The 14549-nt window shown below is 64.3% G+C and carries 14 protein-coding genes and 1 pseudogene; 9 read left to right on the forward strand and 6 right to left on the reverse strand.

Features of this window, described 5'->3' with window-relative positions; all coding sequences use genetic code 11:
• Positions 1–160: 160 nt before the first annotated feature.
• Positions 161–433, forward strand: a complete 273-nt coding sequence (locus PF66_RS24200) for a hypothetical protein (protein ID WP_054061380.1) — start codon at positions 161–163, stop codon at positions 431–433.
• Here the strand turns inward: PF66_RS24200 and PF66_RS24205 are convergent.
• Both PF66_RS24205 and PF66_RS24210 read right to left on the reverse strand, forming a co-directional pair.
• A complete protein-coding gene (locus PF66_RS24205) occupies positions 430–903 on the reverse strand; it encodes a cyclic nucleotide-binding domain-containing protein (RefSeq protein ID WP_054061379.1) in 474 nt (157 codons plus the stop codon). The genes PF66_RS24200 and PF66_RS24205 overlap by 4 nt on opposite strands.
• Positions 904–986: 83 nt before the next feature.
• Positions 987–3038, reverse strand: a pseudogene (locus PF66_RS24210) (S9 family peptidase).
• 89 nt (positions 3039–3127) lie between these two features.
• Between PF66_RS24210 and PF66_RS24215 the strand changes: the two are divergent.
• From PF66_RS24215 to PF66_RS24225, 3 genes are read left to right on the forward strand one after another with little or no spacing between them, the layout of a single operon-like run.
• Entirely contained in the window at positions 3128–3625 is a 498-nt protein-coding gene (locus PF66_RS24215) for a hypothetical protein (RefSeq protein ID WP_054064032.1), read from the forward strand.
• Positions 3626–3657: 32 nt separating this feature from the next.
• On the forward strand, positions 3658–4455 hold the full coding sequence (locus PF66_RS24220) for a class II glutamine amidotransferase (protein WP_054064033.1): 798 nt from the start codon (positions 3658–3660) through the stop codon (positions 4453–4455).
• A complete protein-coding gene (locus PF66_RS24225; protein ID WP_054064034.1) occupies positions 4446–4979 on the forward strand; it encodes a DUF2937 family protein in 534 nt (177 codons plus the stop codon). Before PF66_RS24220 ends, PF66_RS24225 begins: the two co-directional genes overlap by 10 nt.
• 105 nt (positions 4980–5084) lie before the next feature.
• On the opposite strand, the gene PF66_RS24230 is transcribed toward PF66_RS24225, so the two are convergent.
• Positions 5085–6002 carry a LysR family transcriptional regulator gene (locus tag PF66_RS24230; RefSeq protein ID WP_054064035.1) on the reverse strand — a complete coding sequence of 306 codons (918 nt, stop codon included), beginning with the start codon at positions 6000–6002 and terminating at the stop codon, positions 5085–5087.
• Between the two features lie 145 nt (positions 6003–6147).
• Here PF66_RS24230 and PF66_RS24235 point away from each other — a divergent pair, with 145 nt between their 5' ends.
• From PF66_RS24235 to PF66_RS24245, 3 genes are read left to right on the forward strand one after another with little or no spacing between them, the layout of a single operon-like run.
• Positions 6148–6900, forward strand: a complete 753-nt coding sequence (locus PF66_RS24235; RefSeq protein ID WP_054064036.1) for a 5-oxoprolinase subunit PxpA — start codon at positions 6148–6150, stop codon at positions 6898–6900.
• Positions 6901–6911: 11 nt separating this feature from the next.
• Positions 6912–7616, forward strand: coding sequence for a 5-oxoprolinase subunit B family protein (locus PF66_RS24240; protein ID WP_054064106.1), 705 nt, complete (start codon positions 6912–6914; stop codon positions 7614–7616).
• On the forward strand, positions 7613–8530 hold the full coding sequence (locus PF66_RS24245) for a biotin-dependent carboxyltransferase family protein (RefSeq protein ID WP_054064037.1): 918 nt from the start codon (positions 7613–7615) through the stop codon (positions 8528–8530). Before PF66_RS24240 ends, PF66_RS24245 begins: the two co-directional genes overlap by 4 nt.
• A 124-nt stretch (positions 8531–8654) precedes the next feature.
• Here PF66_RS24245 and PF66_RS24250 read toward each other — a convergent pair whose 3' ends face one another.
• The 3 genes from PF66_RS24250 to PF66_RS24260 all read right to left on the reverse strand — a co-directional run bounded on the left by PF66_RS24250 (position 8655) and on the right by PF66_RS24260 (position 11930).
• Positions 8655–9833 (reverse strand): vWA domain-containing protein, encoded by a 1179-nt coding sequence (locus PF66_RS24250; RefSeq protein ID WP_054058330.1) that lies wholly within the window; start codon positions 9831–9833, stop codon positions 8655–8657.
• A gap of 20 nt (positions 9834–9853) precedes the next feature.
• Entirely contained in the window at positions 9854–10699 is an 846-nt protein-coding gene (locus PF66_RS24255; protein ID WP_054058329.1) for an AAA family ATPase, read from the reverse strand.
• Positions 10700–10850: 151 nt separating this feature from the next.
• Positions 10851–11930 (reverse strand): DUF748 domain-containing protein, encoded by a 1080-nt coding sequence (locus tag PF66_RS24260; protein WP_054058338.1) that lies wholly within the window; start codon positions 11928–11930, stop codon positions 10851–10853.
• A 127-nt stretch (positions 11931–12057) separates the two neighbouring features.
• Between PF66_RS24260 and cysK the strand changes: the two genes are divergently transcribed.
• Together cysK and PF66_RS24270 are read left to right on the forward strand one after the other, a co-directional pair.
• Positions 12058–13032 carry a cysteine synthase A gene (gene cysK / locus PF66_RS24265; RefSeq protein ID WP_054058328.1) on the forward strand — a complete coding sequence of 325 codons (975 nt, stop codon included), beginning with the start codon at positions 12058–12060 and terminating at the stop codon, positions 13030–13032.
• Positions 13033–13288: 256 nt separating this feature from the next.
• Complete coding sequence (locus PF66_RS24270; protein ID WP_054058327.1) at positions 13289–14227, forward strand: aspartyl/asparaginyl beta-hydroxylase domain-containing protein; 939 nt, start codon at positions 13289–13291, stop codon at positions 14225–14227.
• Positions 14228–14549 lie beyond the last annotated feature (322 nt).

A 14549-nucleotide genomic window follows, 5' to 3' on the forward strand; every position in this document is an offset into this window, starting at 1 on the left:
GCGATTTCGTACATAGCCTAGCGCAGTTCCCCGGCTTTTCGGTGAATGGCGCCGTGCGGCACGGGGCGCGGCGAGGATGGATTTCATCGGGAGGTGATTGAGCGAGGCAAAATGTTCGCGTTGCGAGTAGCCTGTAGCAGACAGATTGCTGGAGCTATCGATGAAAGGCATGACCCTGGCGGCCGTTGTGTGGGCCGCGCTGACGATGACGTCGGCATGGGCCGAGGACATTGCGCCGGCCCCCGTGACACCCGCTCCGGGTTCCCCGGGCACCGCGACCCCGACACCCTACCCGCAGGTCACCCCACGCACGCCACCCAAGCCGGGCGAAGCCCTGCCGAGCATCGAGTTGCCGTCGCCGCCCAAGGACCAGACCCTGCCGGGCCTGGAGCAGAACGACAAGACGGACAAGGCCAAGCCGAGTTCGAGTTAAACCTGCTGCGAGAGCAACTGCCCGTCGACCATGCGCAGGCGCCTGGACATCGCGATGGCGATGGCGCGAATGATCTTGGCGGCGATTTTCGGCGCTTCGTTGAGCATCTTTTCCAGGGAGTCCTTGCCCAGGTTCAACAACTGGCAGTGGCTGGCCGCGACGCAACTGGCCGAGCGTCGTTCGCCGTCGAGCACCGCCATCTCGCCAAAGGCCCGGCCGGCGCGCAGGGTGGCGATCACCACGGCCTGGCCGGCCTCGTTGAGTTTCTGCACGTTGACGCTGCCGTGGTGGATGATGCACATGAAGGTGCCGGCATCGCCTTCGTGGAAGATTTCCTCGCCCTTGTCCACGCTGCTGATGCTGAAGTAGCCGGCGGCCGCCTGGCAGTCGGCGGGCAGAAGTTGGCTGAACAGACCGCAGTCCATCAGCATGTCGCGAATTTCGTTATTCAGTGAAGTCGGTTCTGACATGTTTCACGATCTATTGTTGTTGTCCGTTCCCGGCCCGGCGGCGCAGCGTCATGGTCTATGACCATGGCGCCGGGCAGAGTTCCTCAGGCGATGCCCAGAACCTTGAATACGAAGCCATATTCGAGCGCTACGTCACGCAATCCCTGGTAGCGCCCGCTCATGCCGCCATGGCCGGCACCCAGCTCGGTCTTGAGCAGGAGTAGATGCTCGTCGGTGCGGGTCGCGCGCAATTTCGCCACCCACTTGGCCGCTTCCCAGTACTGCACGCGGCTGTCGTTGTAGCCGGCGATCACCAGCATCGCCGGGTAGTCCTGGGCGCGGACGTTCTCGTAGGGCGCGTAGGCCTTGAGCCGGGCATGTACCTCGGGCTCCTGCGGGTTGCCCCATTCGTCGTATTCGGTGACGGTCAGCGGCAGGTCGGGGTCGAGCATGGTGTTCAGCACATCGACGAACGGCACCTCGGCGATCGCCGCCTGGAACAGTTCCGTGCGCTGGTTGAGCACGGCACCGATCAACAGGCCGCCGGCGCTGCCACCGCTGATCACCAGTTGTCCGGAGGTGGTCAGGCCTTCGGCGATCAGGTGTTCGGCGCAGGCGATGAAGTCGTCGAAGGTGTTCTGCTTGTGCTCCTGCTTGCCGGCGCGATACCAGGCTTCACCCAGTTCGCCGCCCCCGCGCACATGGGCGATGGCAAAGGCCACGCCGCGTTCGAGCAGGCTCAGGCGGGCATGGGAGAACCAGGGGTCGAGGCTTTCGCCATAGGCCCCATAGCCGTAGAGGTAGAGCGGGGTGGGCTGGCCCAGCAGCTCGCGCTTGACCACCAGGCTGATCGGCACCCGGGTGCCGTCCGGTGCGCGGGCCCACAGCCGTTGGCTGACGTAGGCGTCGGCATCGAACGGGCCGAGTACCGGCGTCTGCTTGAGTACAGCCTGTTCGCCATTGGCCAGGGTCAGTTGACGGACCTGGGCCGGGCGGTTGAGGGCTTCGTAGCGCAGGCGGATGCAGTCGCTGGTGAATTCCAGGCTGTCCTGCACGTAGAGGCTGTAGGCCGCGTCCGGCAGTTGCACGCGATAGGCCGGCAGGCCTTCGGGGCGTACCTCGATGATCGGCAGGCCGCCTTCGCGCAGGCTCAGGCACAGGGCCCGGGCGTTCAGCGTGACCCCTTCGAGCATCACCTGGTCGTTGTGGGGCACCAGCCGTTGCCAGTCCTCGCGACGGGGAATGCCCTCGTCCGCGGCATGGAACAGGGCGAAGTTGATGCCGTCCTGGTTGCTGCGGATGAACCAGCGCCACTGGCCCTGGTAGCGACCGTGGTCGACGGAGTATTCGTGGCCTTCGACCCGCGTCGCCAGGCAGGCGAAGGGCTTGTCCGGCGTGTCGGCGTCGAGCACCCAGGCTTCGCTGGTGGTCTTGCTGCCCAGCATCGCCACCAGTTGCCGTTCGGAGCTGCTGCGGTAGCAGTGCAGGAAGAAGCGGCCGTCTGGCTCATGCAGGACTTGCTCGGCACTCTCCTGGCCCAGCACATGGCGATACAGCTTGTGTGGGCGGTGGGTGTCGTCCAGTTCGCCGAAGAACAGCGTGCGGCTGTCGTTGGCCCAGGTCATGCTGCCGTCGCAGTCGTCGAAGGGCAGCTCGCTGACGCTGCCGCTGTCGAGTTCCTTGACTTACAGGCGGTAGACCTCGTCGCCGCTGGTATCCAGGCTGTAGGCCAGGCGCTGGTGGTCCGGACTGACGCTGAAGCTGCCGAGAGACAGGAAGCCGCCAGCGGCCAGCACATTGGGGTCGAGCAGCAGTTGCTCGGTACCTTCATCCACTGTCAGGCTACCATCGGCCGGGCGTGGGCAGCGGTAGTGGCGGGCGTACTCGTCGCCGGCGGTGGTGCGGGTGTAATACAGGAACGGCCCCCAGGGCGAGGGCAGGGACAGGTCGGTTTCGAGGATCCGTCCCTTGATTTCCTCGAACAGCGTTTCGCGCAGTTCGGCCTGGTCGGCCAGTTGCGCCTGCTGGTAGCTGTTTTCGGCCTTGAGGTAATCGAGCACCGCCTCGCTGTCGCGCTCCTGCAACCAGGCGTAGGGATCGGGACCTTGGTCCTTGCGGGCAATCGGGGCGCTGCTGATGGCGGCTTTGCGGGACATGGGCACTCTCTGTCTTGAGGATCGCTGACGGCGATGCAGCCGGGCCGGCGAAAAGCCGTTATCATAAGCCCCTCATTGCCAGCCTTGCCATGGACACCATGACCGAGAACGACTATCTGATCGCCTGGGGTTGCTACGCCTTTGCCGCCTTGGGCTGCCTGTTGGTGTGGTTTCGCCTGACCCGCTGGACCTGGCGCTGGTTGCGCGAGCCGCTGCGCCTGCTGGTGGCGGTGCTGCTGTTCAGCCCGACCATTCTCGACCCGGTGAAGGAGCGGTTCGCCCCGGCGGTCGCCATTACCGCCCTGGACCTGCTGTTCAAGGTCGGCAACAACGCCTGGCGTGCGGTTTCCGACCTGTTCATGTACCTGGTCATCGCCGCCGGCGTGTACCTGGTCTTCGTCCTGATCCGCTGGCCGCTCGAGCGTTCGAGCAAGGCCCGCAAGCTGCAGGCCGAAGCCGCTGCCGCTGCGGCCCGTGCCGAGATCGAGGCCGACGACCAGCCGTTCGCCGCCGAGCGCCAGGAGCGTCCACGCCGTCCGCCGCCTGCCGCTGGTGCCGGCCGCCAGCGGGTCGAGCCGCGCTTGTAGGCGCGTTGCAGCATTCAAGCGAGAGTCCGAGCATGTGTGAATTGTTGGGCATGAGCGCCAATGTGCCGACCGATATCGTTTTCAGCTTTACCGGGCTGATGCAGCGCGGCGGGCGTACCGGCCCCCATCGCGACGGATGGGGCATCGGTTTCTACGAAGGGCGCGGCTTGCGGGTGTTCCAGGATCCGGCGGCGAGCTGCGATTCGGAAGTCGCGCAACTGGTGCAGCGTTATCCGATCAAGAGCGAAGTGGTGATCGGGCATATCCGCCAGGCCAACGTCGGCAAGGTCTGCCTGTCCAATACCCATCCGTTCGTCCGTGAGTTGTGGGGGCGCAACTGGTGTTTTGCCCATAACGGCCAGTTGGCGGACTTCCAGCCGCGGCACAGCTTCTACCGCCCGGTCGGCGACACCGACAGCGAAGCGGCCTTCTGCGACCTGCTCAACCGTATCCGCGAAGCCTTTCCCGAACCGGTGGAAGTGGAGCAACTGTTGCCATCGCTGGTGGCCGCCTGCGCCGAGTATCGTGGCAAGGGTGTGTTCAACTGCCTGCTCAGCGACGGCGACTGGCTGTTCTGCTACTGCTCGACCAAACTGGCGCAGATCACCCGGCGCGCGCCGTTCGGCCCGGCCCGCCTGAAGGACGTCGACGTCATCGTCGACTTCCAGGCCGAGACCACGCCCAACGACGTGGTCACGGTGATCGCCACCGAACCCCTGACCGAAAACGAGACCTGGACCCGCTACGAGCCGGGGCAATGGAGCCTGTGGCGACGCGGCGAATGCGTCAGCCAGGGCCGGACTGAACAAGGACACCCGTCATGTGGTTGAGTTACCTGCGCTTGATACTGTTTACCCTGGGGCTGCTGCTCGGTGTCCAGGTGCCCGGCTTTCTCAGTGACTACACCAAGCGGGTCGAAGCCCACCTGATCGAGGCGCAGACCAGCCTGCAAGGCTTCCAGAAGACCGCCGAGCAGTTCTTCGGCGGCGACCTGCAGAAACTGGTGGCGCACTATCGCGCCAGCGACGACCCGGTATTCCGCAGCGATGCCGACAGCCTCGGCAACCTGCTCAATCGCCAGCGCCTGCTGGACGACCAGTTCCAGGCGATGCAGGGCCCCTGGTACAAGCGTGCCTTGCAGGTGGCCTATGCCTCCGACCCGGCGATCCGCCAGGAAACCCTGCAGGGCTACACCTACCAGGTATTGCTGTCGCCCGAGGCGATCGGCTGGGCCATGGGCGGTGCGTTGCTCTTCTCCTTCGTGATCGAAGGTTTCTTCCGCCTGGTGGACTGGGTGGTGCTGGGCGGCAAGCGCCAGCGTGAGCGCCTGGCGCGGCGCGAGCGGGGCTGGTGATCCCGCCGCTGTAGGAGCGTGGCTTGCCCGCGAAGCTTTTAGCGGTCTTGAGGCCCCATTCGCGGGCAAGCCACGCTCCTACAGAGCCTTGTGCAGCCCTGGCGGTCACGCCTTCTTCAGCACCACATGCTGCTGCCCCATCTTGTCGGCATAATCATGCAGCACCTGTTGGCACAGTGCGACGATCTCCTCCACCAGCTCTTCGCCGGCCCGCCAGGACACCACCACCTCCAGGTTCGGTGGGCGCTCCTGCAACGCCAGCAGGGTCAATTCGTTCCGGGCCAGTTCCTCGCTGACCAGCGCCAGCGGTAAGGCGCCGATCCCGAAGCCATCGCGCAGCAGGCGGGTGATCGCCGACACCGAGTTCACGCAATTGAGTCGTGGCGCAGAAACCCCATGGGCCTGCAGCAGGGCGAGCAGTTCCTGGTGCGGCCGGGAGTTCTTCGAGAAGGTGACGATCCGCTCCTGCGCAACATCCGTCAGGCTCAGGTACTCGCGGTTGTAGAGCGAATGGCTCGCCACCACCCAGCCCATCGGGTAGCTGGCCAGCTCCAGGCTGCGGATGGACTCCTGGCGCAGCGGGTCGGTCTGCAGGATCAGGTCGAGGAAGCCCTTGTGCAACTGCTCGGCCAGGTTCAGCGCGGTATCGGCCACCAGCTCGATCTCCACCCGCGGGAAGCGCTCGGTCAGCTGTGCCACCAGCGGGCTGAGCCAGGTGTGGATCACCGTGTCCATCACGCCGATCCGCAGGCGGCCGACCTTGGTCGAGCCGGGTTCGATGGCGTGCTTGAGCGCCTGCATCGTATCGAGCATGCGTTCGGCGTGGTCGAGCACCTTCAGCCCTTCGGGCGTCAGCTTGACCCCGCGTGAATCGCGCAGGAACAGCTTGACCCCCAGTTCGCTTTCGAGCACGGCGATCCGGCTGGAAATGGCGGCCTGGGTAGTGAACAGCTTGTCCGCGGTCAGGCGGAAACTCTTGAGCCGGGCGACCCAGACGAAGGTTTCGAGAAACTTGAGATTCATGCAATCAACTTTTCTTATGTCTGGGAACGGCTTTTATTAGTTGGACGCGCCGGGCGGGCACCCTCGAGAATGGCCCAGGCCGACGAATTACCATAAGCATTGCCGACCCCCAGGGCAATGCCCACAGCCCACAGGAGCAGCTACCGTGAGCCGCCTGCTACTCAATTGCGATATCGGTGAAAGTTACGGCAACTGGACCCTGGGTCTGGATGCGCAAGTCATGCCCTTCATCGACTGTGCCAACATCGCCTGCGGCTATCACGCCGGCGACCCGAGCATCATGCGCAAGACCGTCAGCCTGGCCCTGTCCAATGACGTGCGGATCGGCGCCCATCCGGCCTATCCGGACCTGGTCGGTTTCGGCCGCCGCTCCATGGCCTGCACGCCCCAGGAAATCCAGGACCTGCTGCATTACCAGATCGGCGCACTGGACGGCATCTGCCGGGCCCAGGGCGCGCGGGTCAGCTATGTCAAACCCCATGGCGCGCTGTACAACGACATGATGGCCAACCCGCAGCAACTGCGTTCGGTGATCCAGGCGATCGCCGCCTACGACCGCGGACTGCCCCTGATGCTGCTGGCGATGCGCGACAACAGCGCCGCCCAGGCCCTGGCCGACGAGTTCGGCGTGACCCTGTGGTTCGAAGCCTTTGCCGATCGCGCCTACGACCCCGAAGGGCGTCTGGTGTCCCGGCAACTGCCGGGGGCTGTGCACCATGAGCCGCAGCGGATCATCGAGCAGGCCCTGACCATCGCCCGTGGCAACCCTCTGACCGCCAGCGACGGCAGTGCCCTGCGCCTGCACGCCGACACCCTGTGCGTGCATGGCGACAATGCCAGTTCGGTCGAGGCCGTTCAGCGCATTCGCGAGGCCCTCGACCGGCAGGCGACCCCATGAGCGCGGCGCCGATGAAGCCGCGTATCGAAGTGGTGGCGATCGATTGCCTGATGGTGCGTCTGTTCGAGGTGATCGCCGAGGACAACATGCCGTGGATGCTCGCCGCCAGCGAGCGTCTGCGGGCCGGTTTTGCCGGTCAGTTGATCGACCTGGTGCCGTCCTATACCACCCTGATGGTGCATTACGACCTGACGCAACTGAGCCCGGCCCAGGCCCGGGAACTGATCGCCGAAGCGCTGGACGATCTGCAGCCGAACGCCACCGCCGGCGGGCAATGCCACGTACTTCCGGTGTGGTATGACCCGAGTGTCGGCCCGGAGCTGCGCCTGCTGTCCGAGCGCAGCGGCTGGTCGGTGAGTGACATGATCCGCCGCCACAGCGAGCGCGAGTACCAGGTGTTCGCCCTCGGCTTTGCGCCGGGGTTCGCCTTCATGGGGCTGGTGGTCGAACCGTTGGCGGCGCCGCGGCTCGATACCCCGCGCAAGAAGGTGGCGGCGGGCAGCGTCGGCATCGCCGAACGCCAGACCGCGGCCTATCCGGTGGTGTCGCCGGGGGGCTGGAACCTGATCGGGCGTACCCCGAGCAAGCTGTTCGACCGTGAGCGGGACGGCTACAGCCTTATGCAGCCGGGCGATACGGTGCGTTTTGCGGCGGTCGAGCATGCCGAGTTCATCCGCCTGGGTGGCGACGATACGCCTTTGGAGGCCCTGGCATGAGCCATTTGTCGATCGAGGCCAGCACCCGGCTGTGCCTGTTGCAGGACCGTGGGCGGTTCGGTGTGCGTCATCTGGGTGTGACCCAGGGTGGGGCGTTGGACTGGGTGTCGATGGCCTGGGCCAACCGCCTGCTGGGCAACTCGCCGGATGCGCCGGTGGTGGAGATCACCCTCGGCGGCTTTGCCGTGGTGGCGCGGGAAACCTGCTGCCTGGCCCTGGCCGGGGCCGATCTCGGTGCCCAGGTGGACGGGCAGGCGCTGGCGCCCTGGCGCAGCTTTATCCTGGAGGCCGGGCAGCGCCTGCAATTTACCCAGCCACTGCTGGGCGCGCGGGCGTATCTTGCGGCGCCCGGCGGTTTCGTCGCGCCGAAGGTACTGGGCAGCAGCGCCTGTGTGGCGCGTGAGGAACTGGGTGGCCTGGATGGCCTGGGGCAGCCGTTGCACAAGGGCGATAGCCTGCGCTATGCCGGGACAGCGGTGACGCCAGCGGCGGTGCCGGCCGCGCAGGTTCCCGACTTCCAGGCCGAGGCCACGCTGCAGGTGGTGCTCGGTGCGCAGATCGGCGAATTCAGCGGGCAGAGCCTGTTCGATGCGTTCAACAGTCCCTGGACCCTCGACAGCCGCGGCGACCGCATGGGGATCCGCCTGCTCGGGGCGGAGTTGAAGTACCAGGGGCGGCCGATGATTTCCGAGGGGATACCGCTGGGGGCGATCCAGGTGCCGCCGGATGGGCAGCCGATCGTGCTGCTCAACGATCGGCAGACCATCGGCGGTTATCCGCGCCTGGGCGCCTTGACGCCATTGTCGCTGGCGCGGTTGGCGCAGTGCCTGCCGGGCAGTGGGGTGCGACTGGTACCGACGGTGCAGGAGTCGGCGTACCGGCAGCACATCGAGTTCATCAGCCGGTTTGCCTGAGGCCCCAAAAGCTTCGCGGGCAAGCCATGCTCCTACAGGGTGTTGATCGTTCACAAGTCCGATGAACGTCTGCGCCCTGCAGGGGCTTGGCTTGCCCGCGAATAGGCCATCAAGCGATTTCACCTCACTTGGACAGAAACCGCATCCCTTCTTCCAGGCCCCGCAGGGTCAGCGGATACATCTGGTCCTCGATCAGGTCGCGCACGATGTTGGTCGAAGATGTGTACCCCCAGGTGTCCTTCGGATACGGGTTGATCCAGATGAGCTTCTTGTATTTCTCCATGAAGCGCTGCATCCACACGTAGCCCGGCTCTTCGTTCCAGTGCTCGACGCTGCCGCCGGCCTGGGTGATCTCGTAGGGCGCCATCGCCGCATCGCCGACGAACACCACCTTGTAGTCGGCGCCGTACTTGTGCAGCAGGTCCTGGGTCGAGGTGCGCTCCGAGCTGCGGCGCAGGTTGTTCTTCCACACCGACTCGTAGATGAAGTTGTGGAAGTAGAAGTACTCCAGGTGCTTGAACTCGGTCTTGCAGGCCGAGAACAGTTCCTCGCAGATTTTCACGTGGGCGTCCATCGAGCCGCCGATATCGAACAGCAGCAACAGCTTGACCGTGTTGCGCCGCTCCGGCCGCATCCGGATGTTCAGCAGACCGGCGTCACGGGCGGTATGGTCGATGGTGCCGTCGATGTCCAGCTCTTCCGCGGCGCCCTGGCGGGCGAACTTGCGCAGGCGCCGCAAGGCCACCTTGATGTTGCGGGTGCCGAGTTCGACCTGGTCGTCGAGGTTCTTGTATTCGCGCTGGTCCCAGACCTTGACCGCCTTGCCCTGGCGCTTGCCGGCATCGCCGACGCGAATGCCTTCCGGGTTGAAACCGCCCGAGCCGAACGGGCTGGTGCCGCCGGTACCGATCCACTTGTTGCCGCCGGCATGACGTTCCTTCTGTTCCTCCAGGCGTTTCTTGAACTCCTCGATCAGCTTGTCCAGGCCGCCGAGGGACTGGATCTGCGCGCGTTCCTCGTCGCTCAGCGAGCGCTCGAACTCCTTGCGCAGCCAATCCTCGGGGATCAGCGCCTGCAGGTGGTCGTCGAGCTTTTCCAGGCCGTTGAAGTAGGCGCCGAAGGCCCGGTCGAACTTGTCGAAATGCCGTTCGTCCTTGACCAGGATCGCCCGCGCCAGGTAGTAGAACTCGTCCATGTCGGCGAAGGTCACGCGCTGTTTCAGCGCGTTGATCAGGTCGAGCAGCTCACGCACCGACACCGGTACCTTGGCCGCGCGCATTTCATTGAACAGGTTGAGCAGCATGGCTATTGCCCTTCAATGGTTTAACGGCTGCCGCGACGGCTCATGAAGGCCAGGCGTTCCAGTAGCTGGACATCCTGCTCGTTCTTGACCAGCGCACCGGCCAGCGGCGGGATGGCCTTGGTCGGATCGCGCTCGCGCAGCACCGCCTCGCCGATGTTGTCGGCCATCAGCAGCTTCAGCCAGTCCACCAGCTCGGAGGTCGACGGCTTTTTCTTCAGGCCCGGCACCTTGCGTACATCGAAGAACACGTCGAGGGCTTCGCTGACCAGGTCCTTCTTGATGTCCGGGTAGTGGACGTCGACGATCTTCTGCAGGGTTTCGCGGTCCGGGAAGGCGATGTAGTGGAAGAAGCAGCGGCGCAGGAAGGCGTCCGGCAGTTCCTTTTCGTTGTTGGAGGTAATGATGATGATCGGGCGCTGCCTGGCCTTGATGGTTTCATCGATCTCGTAGACGTAGAACTCCATCTTGTCGAGTTCCTGCAACAGGTCGTTGGGGAACTCGATATCGGCCTTGTCGATCTCGTCGATCAGCAGGATCACCCGCTCCTCGGACTCGAAGGCCTCCCAGAGCTTGCCCTTCTTCAGGTAGTTGCGCACATCGTGGACCTTGTCCACGCCCAGTTGCGAATCGCGCAGGCGGCTCACCGCGTCGTACTCGTAGAGGCCCTGGTGCGCCTTGGTGGTGGACTTGATGTGCCAGGTGATCAGCTTGGCGCCGAAGGACTCGGCCAGTTGCTCGGCGAGCATGGTCTTGCCGGTGCCGGGCTCGCCCTTGACCAGCAGTGGACGCTCCAGGGTAATGGCGGCGTTGACGGCCAGCTTCAGGTCAGCGGTGGCGACGTAGGCCTGGGTGCCTTCGAACTTCATCTATGCTTCCTCGAACGGTAGCGCCGGCCCGGCAGCGGGCGGCGGGGGAAATTCCATGTTCCGACTATAACGCGGTGTCCGGTCGAGTGTGAACGCAGACGGCTTATTCAGTCTCTGAATGGAGCGTCACATCCTGACCTGGTCAGGCCCGTCAGCCGGTGCCGGGCTTGGGCTGCTCGTAGCGGGCATTGAAGGCCTGGATGAAACCGTTGCGCAATATCTGCAAAAAGGCGGCGAACGCGCTGATATCCTGCTGGTGGACGCTGCCGCTGAGTTCGACGCGGGTGGCGAACTGGTTCTTCTTCTGGTTTTTCAGCAGGGTCTCGCCGGCGCCGACGATGGCTTCCCAGACCGAGCGCAGCAGGCTCTTGTCCTGGTTCTCGACGTCCTGCTGCCAGTCGAACACTTCGACATCGTGCAGCAACGGCTTGATATAGCCGGTGAGCCGGCCCTTGTCGGCCTGGGCCTCGATCACCACGTCGCCGCTGCCGCCGTTGAAGTCGAACTTGCCGTAGGCCGCGGCGAAGTCGTTGACCTTGCGCAGCTCGATGCCGGTGGCCCGCAGGCGGAATTCGAAATCCTCGAAGTTGCTCAGCGGATCGAAGGTGGCGGTGGTTTCCAGGGGCGCGTGGCCGAGCAGCAGGGCCTTGCCTTCGAAACGCGCATCGCGATGGCCCTTGAGGTCGACGATGTTGGTCAGGTTGTAGAGGCTGGCATTGACCTGGGTGGCCTGCAGGTTGACCGGTGGCTGGGAGTTGAAGTTGCGGAAGGTGATGCGCCCGTTGTCGATGCGCACCTCGTTGAGGGTGATCGGCAGCAGTTTGCCCAGTTGGGCGCGCCAGTCGGTGCCCTGACCGGTCTGCGAGGCCTGGCGATTGTTCGCGCCGCCGTCGACGAAGTTCAGTTCCGGTTCGACGAACTGCACCTCGGCCACCACCGCATGGTTTTCCCAGAGGGCTTTCCAGCTCACCGACAGGTCGATCAGCGGCGCCTTGAGGAACGGCACTGGCACCTTGCCGGCGACCTTGACGATTTCCAGCCCGTTGATCCGGTAGGCGCCGCGCCACAGGGCCAGGTCGACATCCGTCACCTGGCCGCGGTAGTCGCCCATGTCGGCGAGCTTTTCATTCAGGTAGTTGCGTACCAGGTAGGGCAGGGCCAGGTTCACCGCCACCACCAGCAGAACAACAATTGCCAGGCCCCACAACGGCCAACTGTAACGACGTTTCATCGACGTGCCCCGCAGACTGTCCATAGGCGATGGACCCCCGGCAACGCGAGACGTTCGCATGACTGGACGCCCGTCACCTCGGGGCATACCCTTGTGGGCTAATTCTCAAATGAACATAGGACCTGTCATGAGCCGTATTTTTGCCGACAACGCCCATTCCATCGGTAATACGCCCCTGGTTCAGATCAACCGCATCGCCCCCCGCGGCGTAACCATCCTGGCCAAGATCGAAGGGCGCAACCCGGGGTATTCGGTGAAGTGCCGGATCGGCGCGAACATGATCTGGGACGCCGAAAGCAGCGGCCGCCTCAAGCCGGGCATGACCATCGTCGAGCCGACCTCCGGCAACACCGGCATCGGCCTGGCCTTCGTCGCCGCCGCCCGCGGTTACAAGCTGCTGCTGACCATGCCGGCGTCCATGAGCATCGAGCGGCGCAAGGTGCTCAAGGCCCTGGGGGCCGAACTGGTGCTGACCGAGCCGGCCAAGGGCATGAAAGGCGCTATCGAGAAGGCCGGTGAAATCGTCAACAGCGATCCGGCCCGGTACTTCATGCCGGCGCAGTTCGACAACCCGGCCAACCCGGCGATCCACGAAAAGACCACCGGTCCGGAAATCTGGAACGACACCGATGGCGCGGTCGACGTGCTGGTGGCTGGCGTCGGCACCGGCGGCACCATCAGCGGCGTTTCGCGCTACATCAAGCAGACCCAGGGCAAGCCGATCCTCTCGGTGGCGGTGGAACCGGTGACGTCGCCAGTAATCACCCAGACCCTGGCCGGGCAGGAGGTCAAGCCGTCGCCGCACAAGATTCAGGGCATCGGTGCCGGTTTCGTGCCGAAGAACCTCGACCTGTCGCTGGTCGACCGGGTCGAGCTGGTGACCGACGAGGAGTCCAAGGCCATGGCCCTGCGGCTGATGCAGGAGGAGGGCATCCTCTGTGGCATCTCCTGTGGCGCGGCGATGGCGGTGGCCGTGCGCCTGGCGGAAACCCCGGAGATGCAGGGCAAGACCATCGTCGTGGTGCTGCCGGACTCCGGCGAGCGCTACCTGTCGAGCATGCTCTTCAGCGACCTGTTCACCGAGCAGGAAAACCAGCAGTAACAGGCGGGGCGACGCCGGCCTTTTCCCCACAGGCCGGCTCCCGGTGGGCCGGCCTGTGGGCGATCATGGATTGACCTGACCTGCATCAGTCCGCCTTCAGGCGCCTTATGCTAATTAACGCTTTGTTGCGCAGTTCTTAACGCTGATTGTTGAGTTGCGCGGGTTTTTCCGGCGGTCGGTAATGTTTATCATGGCCGGCTGCCACGTCTCGTGGATTTTTCCTACCCGGACGTCGCCCATTTTCAAGGAGTGCTGAATGACCTTTTCCTTCGCCGCCAAGGCCGCCGTGTTGCTGCTGTTCGTGGGCAGTACGCTCTACGTGCATCTGCGGGGCAAGGCGCGTTTGCCGGTATTGCGCCAGTTCGTCAACCATTCGGCGCTGTTCGCTCCGTACAACGCCCTGATGTACCTGTTTTCCGCGGTGCCGTCCAGACCGTACCTGGACCGCAGCAAGTTTCCCGAACTGGACGTGCTCAAGGACAACTGGCAGGTGATCCGCGAGGAAGCCATGCACCTGTTCGACGAGGGCTACATCCGGGCCGCCGAGAAGAACAACGACGCCGGCTTCGGTTCGTTCTTCAAGAAGGGTTGGAAGCGTTTCTACCTCAAATGGTATGACAAGCCGCTGCCGTCGGCCGAAATGCTCTGCCCGAAGACCGTCGAGCTGGTCAGCCGCATCCCCAACGTCAAGGGCGCGATGTTCGCCCTGCTGCCCGGCGGCAGCCACCTGAACCCGCACCGCGATCCGTTCGCCGGTTCGCTGCGTTATCACCTGGGCCTGTCGACGCCGAACTCCGACGATTGCCGGATTTTCGTCGATGGCCAGGTCTACGCCTGGCGTGACGGTGAAGACGTGATGTTCGACGAGACCTACGTGCACTGGGTCAAGAACGAAACCGAGCAGACCCGGGTCATCCTGTTCTGCGACGTCGAACGGCCGTTGAGCAACCGCCTGATGACCTCGATCAACCGTTCGGTCAGCGCCTTCCTGGGCCGTGCCACCGCACCGCAGAACGTCGATGACGAGCGCGTGGGCGGGATCAACCAGGCCTATGCCTGGAGCAAGCGCTTCAGCGACAACTTCAGCAGCGTGGTCAAGCAGTGGAAGCGCAAGCATCCCAAGGCCTACCGCGTGATGCGTCCGGTGCTGGCGGTCCTGGTGGCCTGGGCCCTCGGCTACTGGCTGTTCGGCTGATCTGTTGCAATAGGTGACGAGCGCTGGTTATAGTCAGCGCTCGGTGCATCGCCTGATTCACCGTCGTTTCCCCTCACTGAAGATCTGCCTATGCCAGCTTCCTCCCTCAACGCGGTCGTCGTTCCAGCGCTCAACGCTGGCGTAGTGCCGTGCGGAAGCCTGCAACCGCTGCAGATCAGTCATTACCCACCACCTGTCAGTAGCACGCCGGTGTGCGCCGTCGTATCACCGCCAGGCGTCGTTGGCATTCGGGGCTGATCAGCAAGCGTTGCTGTTTTCCTGCCTGCCCGCCTGAAAAAACCTACTGAATCTTCAGCTTCAC

It is taken from the genome of Pseudomonas asplenii (assembly GCF_001293465.1).
In the GTDB taxonomy this organism is placed as follows: Bacteria; Pseudomonadota; Gammaproteobacteria; order Pseudomonadales; family Pseudomonadaceae; genus Aquipseudomonas; species Aquipseudomonas fuscovaginae_B.